Origin of the sequence: Pseudomonas sp. PIC25 (assembly GCF_002286785.1) — a bacterium.
Lineage (GTDB): Bacteria > Pseudomonadota > Gammaproteobacteria > Pseudomonadales > Pseudomonadaceae > Pseudomonas_M.
On record NZ_MUJY01000192.1, the window covers coordinates 1 to 5,865 of the forward strand.

General features: G+C 60.8%; 11 protein-coding genes. All 11 read left to right on the top strand.

Going from position 1 to position 5,865, the window contains the following annotated elements; all coding sequences use genetic code 11:
- Window positions 1-150 precede the first annotated feature (150 nt).
- Entirely contained in the window at window positions 151-1,011 is an 861-nt protein-coding gene (locus BZL41_RS27575) for a ParA family protein (protein ID WP_095602227.1), read from the top strand.
- Between the two features lies 1 nt (window position 1,012).
- On the top strand, window positions 1,013-1,759 hold the full coding sequence (locus tag BZL41_RS27580; protein WP_095602228.1) for a hypothetical protein: 747 nt from the start codon (window positions 1,013-1,015) through the stop codon (window positions 1,757-1,759).
- Window positions 1,756-1,983 carry a hypothetical protein gene (locus BZL41_RS27585; protein ID WP_095602229.1) on the top strand — a complete coding sequence of 76 codons (228 nt, stop codon included), beginning with the start codon at window positions 1,756-1,758 and terminating at the stop codon, window positions 1,981-1,983. The genes BZL41_RS27580 and BZL41_RS27585 overlap by 4 nt, the downstream gene beginning before the upstream one ends.
- The gene (locus BZL41_RS27590; protein ID WP_168191078.1) at window positions 1,983-2,681 is read left to right on the top strand and encodes a DUF2786 domain-containing protein; all 699 of its coding nucleotides are present in this window, start codon (window positions 1,983-1,985) and stop codon (window positions 2,679-2,681) included. Before BZL41_RS27585 ends, BZL41_RS27590 begins: the two co-directional genes overlap by 1 nt.
- 52 nt (window positions 2,682-2,733) lie before the next feature.
- Window positions 2,734-4,080: a replicative DNA helicase gene (gene dnaB, locus BZL41_RS27595; RefSeq protein WP_095602231.1), complete on the top strand. Its 1,347-nt coding sequence runs from the start codon at window positions 2,734-2,736 to the stop codon at window positions 4,078-4,080.
- Complete coding sequence (locus BZL41_RS27600; protein ID WP_095602232.1) at window positions 4,077-4,265, top strand: hypothetical protein; 189 nt, start codon at window positions 4,077-4,079, stop codon at window positions 4,263-4,265. The genes dnaB and BZL41_RS27600 overlap by 4 nt, the downstream gene beginning before the upstream one ends.
- On the top strand, window positions 4,255-4,518 hold the full coding sequence (locus BZL41_RS27605; protein WP_095602233.1) for a hypothetical protein: 264 nt from the start codon (window positions 4,255-4,257) through the stop codon (window positions 4,516-4,518). The genes BZL41_RS27600 and BZL41_RS27605 overlap by 11 nt, the downstream gene beginning before the upstream one ends.
- Window positions 4,515-4,826, top strand: a complete 312-nt coding sequence (locus tag BZL41_RS27610) for a hypothetical protein (protein WP_095602234.1) — start codon at window positions 4,515-4,517, stop codon at window positions 4,824-4,826. Before BZL41_RS27605 ends, BZL41_RS27610 begins: the two co-directional genes overlap by 4 nt.
- Complete coding sequence (locus tag BZL41_RS27615) at window positions 4,819-5,316, top strand: hypothetical protein (RefSeq protein ID WP_095602235.1); 498 nt, start codon at window positions 4,819-4,821, stop codon at window positions 5,314-5,316. The genes BZL41_RS27610 and BZL41_RS27615 overlap by 8 nt, the downstream gene beginning before the upstream one ends.
- Window positions 5,309-5,545 (top strand): hypothetical protein, encoded by a 237-nt coding sequence (locus tag BZL41_RS27620; protein WP_095602236.1) that lies wholly within the window; start codon window positions 5,309-5,311, stop codon window positions 5,543-5,545. Before BZL41_RS27615 ends, BZL41_RS27620 begins: the two co-directional genes overlap by 8 nt.
- The coding region (locus BZL41_RS27625) for a nucleoid-associated protein (protein ID WP_174706211.1) at window positions 5,545-5,865 on the top strand (321 nt) is incomplete at its 3' end. The genes BZL41_RS27620 and BZL41_RS27625, both read left to right, overlap by 1 nt.

Sequence of the window (5,865 nt, forward strand, 5' to 3'; positions counted from 1 at the left end):
ATGGTGGGTCGTGTAGGATTCGAACCTACGACCAATTGGTTAAAAGACAATTGGTCCGGGAGCGTCTAGGAAGGGCCTCTTAAGGATCGCAGGAGTCTGGCCTACTAGCTGTTGCAGCCTCTAATGAACCCACATTAGAGGCGCTCAACCATGAAAATCGCATCGGTCGTATCGACCAAGGGCGGTACCGGTAAAACCACTACCTCAGCAAACCTCGGCGCGTTCTGTGCCGACGCCGGTTTGCGAACCCTCCTCATCGATCTGGACCCCGTCCAGCCCTCGCTTTCCTCGTATTACCTGATCAGTGATGAAGCACAAGGTGGCATTTACGACCTCCTGGCCTTCAACGTAACGGAGCTTTCTCGAATCGTCTCCACTACGACGATTCCGAACCTTTCGCTGGTCATCTCGAATGACATCAACAACCAGCTCATAAACCTACTTCTGCAAGCACCCGACGGGCGGTTGCGCCTGGCCAACCTCATGCCGGCGTTCCGGGATCACTTCGATCTGGTGCTGATCGACACCCAGGGTGCCCGCTCGGCCATGCTGGAGATGGTCGTGCTTGCCTCCGACCTGGCCATCTCCCCTCTCCCGCCGAACATGCTGACCGCACGTGAGTTCAACCGCGGCACCATGCAAATGCTTGATGGGCTGCGGGCCTACGCCCGTCTCGGTCTCAACATTCCGCCGGTCAACATCGTGGTCAACTGTCTCGACCAGACCAGCGACGCCCAGATGATCTACGACACGGTGCGCGAAATTTTCCAGGACAACCAAGAAATCTCGGTCTTGGACAGCACCATTCCTGCAGCGGTCGTATTCCGGAACGCTGCCTCCCAGGGAATTCCCGCCCACCGGCTCGAATACCGCCAGCCGTCCAACCGCCAGGCCCCATCCGCGCTCAGCATCATCCGCCGACTGGCGATCGAGGTCTTTCCTGAATGGCGTGATCGCTTCGAGGCCATGACCGAGGAGAGGGTCGCCAAGCTCGCCAGGGAGGCTCGCTGAGATGGTCACCTCCAAACGCAAGGCTCTGACAGAGGCAACCGGCATCACCGCTGACATGGTGATGGAGCTTGGGAAGTTCTATAGCGCTCAGGAGATTCGTAGCCTACAGACTGGGCTCACCACTGCTGCGCGCGAGCTGAGAGCACTCACCCACACAAACTCGCTGCTAGGCCGCCTGGGTGCCAACCTCACCCGAGAGCAACACGATCTGCTGCGCGACGCCGCAGCGCTCCTCGACTCTGTGAAACACAGCGTGGAGCACGCCAAGGAGCGCAAGGATCGGGCAGAGAAAGCGGCCGCGAAACGCCGCGCTGAACGGGACCGTCAGGCTGCACGATTGATAGCCCAGGCTTTTCCCCTACCCGTGGACACCTTCGAGGGCCAGATTGAGCTGCTCAAGCTGGTCTTGGTGGCACACACAGTTGCCATTCCTCCTCTCTTTCGCGATCAGGGTCGTCTGCACCAAAGATTGCGCGAGTACATGCAGCACAACAATCGCCTGATAGGCCTGACTCAAGCCCAGTGGCGAGCCAGCAACGTATCCAGCGAGCGCCTCGACCTGTTAGGCGCCTTTCAGGAGTTCCTCACCTGGGTCGACTCGGAATCACCCGAAGCGCGTTTGCAGGTCCTCCAGGAACAACTGGCCAGCAACCGTGACAAGGTACTGGCGGATCCAGCCTCGGTAGAAACGATCCGGCTCTGGTCCGAAGCGCTGACGCCTCCGGCGAAAGCAGGAGGTCAGGCATGAGCCACCTCATAAGCAACGTCAATTTCGAGCAGACCACGCTACAGCAGGTTATCGAGAAGGCCGAAGGCGCCTGCCATCCCGTATTCGATTTGGTTCATCTGACGCTGGACTCTGGAAACGAGCTGATACTGGTCGCTGCCACCGCCCCCAATCTCGATTCTGTCGGCATGATTCTCGAGGGTGTCCGCGACCTGCAGAACAATCGAATGCAGGAGGCCGACTGATGGACAAGCAGAAGGTCCTCGGCAAGGTGGCCAAGCTCATGGCGCTGGCCAACTCGAAGGGCGCCGCTCCCAACGAGGTGGAAACCGCACTCCGACAGGCGCGCAGCCTGATGAAGCAATACAACCTGGAATCCATTGAGGTTGCTGCTCACGCGGTCGATGAGGCGAGTGTAGCCACCAATACCCGCCGCGCGCCCCAAGACTGGCTGCACACATTGGCATCGATCTGCGCAACCGCGTTCGATTGCAGCCACCTTGCCTATTTCAACCCCTTGCTGGGCTGGTCGTTCAAGTTTCTCGGCAAAGGTATTTCCCCGGAACTGGCGGCTTACGCCTACTCCACCCTGCACCACCAACTGGTCGCCGCACGTCGTGAGCACGTGGCCCAACAGAAGCGCTGCCAACTGAAGACCAAGCGTCGACGGGGCCAGTTGTTCACTGCGGGTTGGCTCAGCGCGATTTCCCACAAGGTCGCCCAGTTCGCTGGCGGTATGGATGAAACGACGCGGAAGGAGATCAAGGCCTACCTGGAGATTCACCATCCCCAGTTGAAGGAATTCACCATCGAGCCACTGAAGGCCAAAGGTCACGACAGCAGGTCGCTGCATGCCGGCTGGGATCAAGGCCGGAATGCCCACCTGCATCGCGGTGTCGCCCAAGAGCGTCAGGCCTCCCTGGCCTATGGGGGTGGTCGATGAACGCCGCTTTCAAACCCTCCGCCTTGGCACTGTCATCTTTGGAGCACGCGCAATGATGCACCTGGACCTATCCCCTCCACATTCTGTCGAGGCTGAACAAGGTGTTCTGGGCGGCCTGATGCTGGATAACACCACTTGGGACCTCATCGGGGACCAGCTGCTCGTCGAGGACTTCTTCCGCCACGAGCACAAGGTGATCTTCCAGGCCATTGCCAACCTCGCGTCGAAGGGGCAGCCATTCGACATCGTCACGGTGGGCGAGGCGCTGGCTGAGCCCGCAGAGGTTGGAGGCCTGGCCTATCTCGGCGAATTGGCCAAGAACATTCCCTCGGTGGCCAACATCGAGCATTACGCCCGGATCGTGCGCAACCGTTCGCACCTGCGCCGTTTGATGTCCCTGGGTTACCACTGCTCCAGGGAAGCCTCCGATCAGCAGGCGGACGCATTCGAAGTGCAAGAGGCCATCGAGCAGAAGCTGTTCGCTCTCGGCCAGGACCGCACCGCCTCCGAGTTCATCGATCTCACGCAGTGCATCTCGAATGTCATCGAGAAGATCGATGAGCACTTCAACGGCAATGTGGCCGTGACGGGTGTGGCATCCGGCCTGAGCGATCTGGATGAGCTGACGGCGGGCTTCCAGCCTGCCGATCTGATCATCCTGGGTGCTCGGCCGTCGATGGGTAAAACGTCCCTGGCCCTCAACTTCGTGGACACGGCCCTACAGAGCAAACCCCAGGAGACCGTTCAGGTTTACAGCCTGGAAATGCCGGCTGAAGCGCTGATCTACCGCTTGATGGCCATTTTGGGCCACCTCGATCTTGGCAAGCTGCTGAAGGGTCGTCTGGACGATGACGACTGGCCGCGGTTGACCGCGGCTGTCGCCCGAATGCACGGCTACGGCGATCGTCTGGTCATCGACGACTCCTCCGGCCTGACGCCAGCAGCCATTCGGGCCAAGGCTCGTCGCGCCGCGCGCCGGTTCGGCAAGCCTGCCCTGATCCTGGTCGATTACCTGCAGTTGATGCGCTGCCCCGGACAGGAGAACCGGGCCAACGAGATCAGCGAGATTTCGCGAGCCCTAAAGGCCCTGGCCAAGGAGATGAACTGTCCCGTCGTCGCGCTCTCCCAGTTGAACCGGGACCTGGAGCGTCGCCCGAACAAGCGCCCCATCAACGCGGATCTCCGTGACAGTGGCGCCATCGAGCAGGACGCCGACGTGATCATGTTCGTCTACCGCGACGAGGTCTATCACCCCGAGACCGAGTTCAAGGGCATCGCCGAAATCATCATCGGTAAGCACCGCAACGGCCCTACCGGGACGGTACGCACCGCCTTCATCCCCCATCAAACCCGCTTCGCGAATCTCAGTGCCAGCAATTGGCAAGGAGTCGATGTATGAACACCACAACCCTTACGCCATTGACGCACCATTGCCGCCATTGCGACGCCCATCATCCGCGTCATCAGGTTCGCCAGTGTCTTCCTGCCGAGAACACGCCTGAAGGCGAGGTCGAGGTGATGGTCTGCCCAACGTGCGGTAGCTACGACCTTGAGGAGCTGCAGGAGGTCGGTCATGCACAGTAGCGCCGCACTCTTCCCGTCAATCCCAGCCAGCGTCTCCTTCGACACCTCGGCGGTTGCCCATGCGCACCGCATCGGTGTGATCGATACCCAGTCGGAAGTGCAGCACTGCACCGTGGTGTTCCGCATTCCTGGCTCCCGCGAGGCAACCCGCGAGTTCCTGACGGACTTGGGCACGAAGTTCCCTGGCCATGAACCCGAGATCATCGCCATTCAGATCGGCAACGGCCTGGAGGGCAAGGGGAGGACGGTATGAATAAGCACGACTGGAACAAGCAGGCAGCCACGGCCTATCCGGCGCTGTTCGCAGCACATGAAGCGATGGAGGCCGCTCAGAAGCTTTTCACCGCTGAACTTGCCAACACGTTCAAACCAGGCACCTCAGTCCGGGTACGTCACTACTCCGGAGAGTACCTAGGGACAGTCGAGCGAGTCTCCAAGCATCGAGGCGAACAGCAGGTGTACGTCCGAAACGCACGCACCGGCAAAGTGACCGCCCGCTACCCGCTGCTGGACGTGGATGGCGGCCTCAGCATCGAAATTGTGGAGGCCGACCATGACTGAGGTAACGACCTTCCGGCCCTTGGAGAAGATCAGCACTTCCGAGCTCCAGTTGGAACTCAAGTTGCGCAATGGCCCGGACTGGATCTGTCTCGGGTGCGGTTACCACGCGGACGGCAGCGGCCAATGGCCCTGTCCCGACTGCGGCAAGACGGGGTACTGGACTGGCGGCTGGAACGTGGAACCTCCACACCGCTTCCATGCCTGCCGCCGGGCCTGGGAATCGCGCGTCTGCTCCAACCTCCGCCCCATTGCCACCGAGCTATGTGCTGTTGGCATTGGCCAGGCGCTGCTATTGGACAAGCTGCAGACCGAGGTCAGCACGCTGCGCTCTTCCCACGACGAAGAGGTGTGTCGACGTGCGGCACTTGGCGCCCAGCTCAACCACTTGGTTCAGCAGCTCTTGGAGGCCGCCAAAGCCGGCTCTTTGCCAACGAACCAGCAGGATCTGGAGAGCTGGCTGTTGCAACTGGAGGAGACCGCCGATGCGTAACTTTCTACGTGGCGCCGACGGGCGCCTTCGCCAGTTGGTGGCGTTTGCCGTGTCCGAAGGCTGGAGCGTTTCCCGAACCGCTGGCGGACACATCAAGTTCAGCAAGGCCGGCCACGCCTCGATCTTCACGTCCTGTACAGCCAGCGATCACCGTGCCGACCTCAATGCCCTCGCCCGCCTTCGTCGTGCCGAGCGTGGTCAGTCCCAACCATCACAGGAGGCAATCTGATGCCTATCCGCCATAGCATCGTCCACCTGATCGACAAGCAGCCCGATGGCAGCCCCGCCGTGCTGCATGCCCGCGATTCGGAGCTGGGCGAATCCCAGGCCATCGAGAACCTGCTGGCCGACCTCAACGAAAGCTACAACGCCAAGCAGGGCAAGGCCTGGGGTTTCTTTCACGAGGAGTCCGGCGCCTACCCGTTCAGCGGCTGGCTGAACCAGTACCTTGAAGGCGCGCAGGATTTCACCGCGTTCAGCCGCCAGGCCGTGGAGCATCTGCAGAAGTTGATGGAAGAGTCCAACCTGTCCACCGGCGGCCACGTGCTG

What these genes read in the sequence shown, in the direction of transcription:
- BZL41_RS27575 (WP_095602227.1), top strand. Translation starts at nt 151, where the DNA reads ATGAAAATCGCATCGGTCGTATCGACCAAGGGCGGTACCGGTAAAACC.
- BZL41_RS27580 (WP_095602228.1), top strand. Translation starts at nt 1,013, where the DNA reads ATGGTCACCTCCAAACGCAAGGCTCTGACAGAGGCAACCGGCATCACC.
- BZL41_RS27585 (WP_095602229.1), top strand. Translation starts at nt 1,756, where the DNA reads ATGAGCCACCTCATAAGCAACGTCAATTTCGAGCAGACCACGCTACAG.
- BZL41_RS27590 (WP_168191078.1), top strand. Translation starts at nt 1,983, where the DNA reads ATGGACAAGCAGAAGGTCCTCGGCAAGGTGGCCAAGCTCATGGCGCTG.
- dnaB (WP_095602231.1), top strand. Translation starts at nt 2,734, where the DNA reads ATGATGCACCTGGACCTATCCCCTCCACATTCTGTCGAGGCTGAACAA.
- BZL41_RS27600 (WP_095602232.1), top strand. Translation starts at nt 4,077, where the DNA reads ATGAACACCACAACCCTTACGCCATTGACGCACCATTGCCGCCATTGC.
- BZL41_RS27605 (WP_095602233.1), top strand. Translation starts at nt 4,255, where the DNA reads ATGCACAGTAGCGCCGCACTCTTCCCGTCAATCCCAGCCAGCGTCTCC.
- BZL41_RS27610 (WP_095602234.1), top strand. Translation starts at nt 4,515, where the DNA reads ATGAATAAGCACGACTGGAACAAGCAGGCAGCCACGGCCTATCCGGCG.
- BZL41_RS27615 (WP_095602235.1), top strand. Translation starts at nt 4,819, where the DNA reads ATGACTGAGGTAACGACCTTCCGGCCCTTGGAGAAGATCAGCACTTCC.
- BZL41_RS27620 (WP_095602236.1), top strand. Translation starts at nt 5,309, where the DNA reads ATGCGTAACTTTCTACGTGGCGCCGACGGGCGCCTTCGCCAGTTGGTG.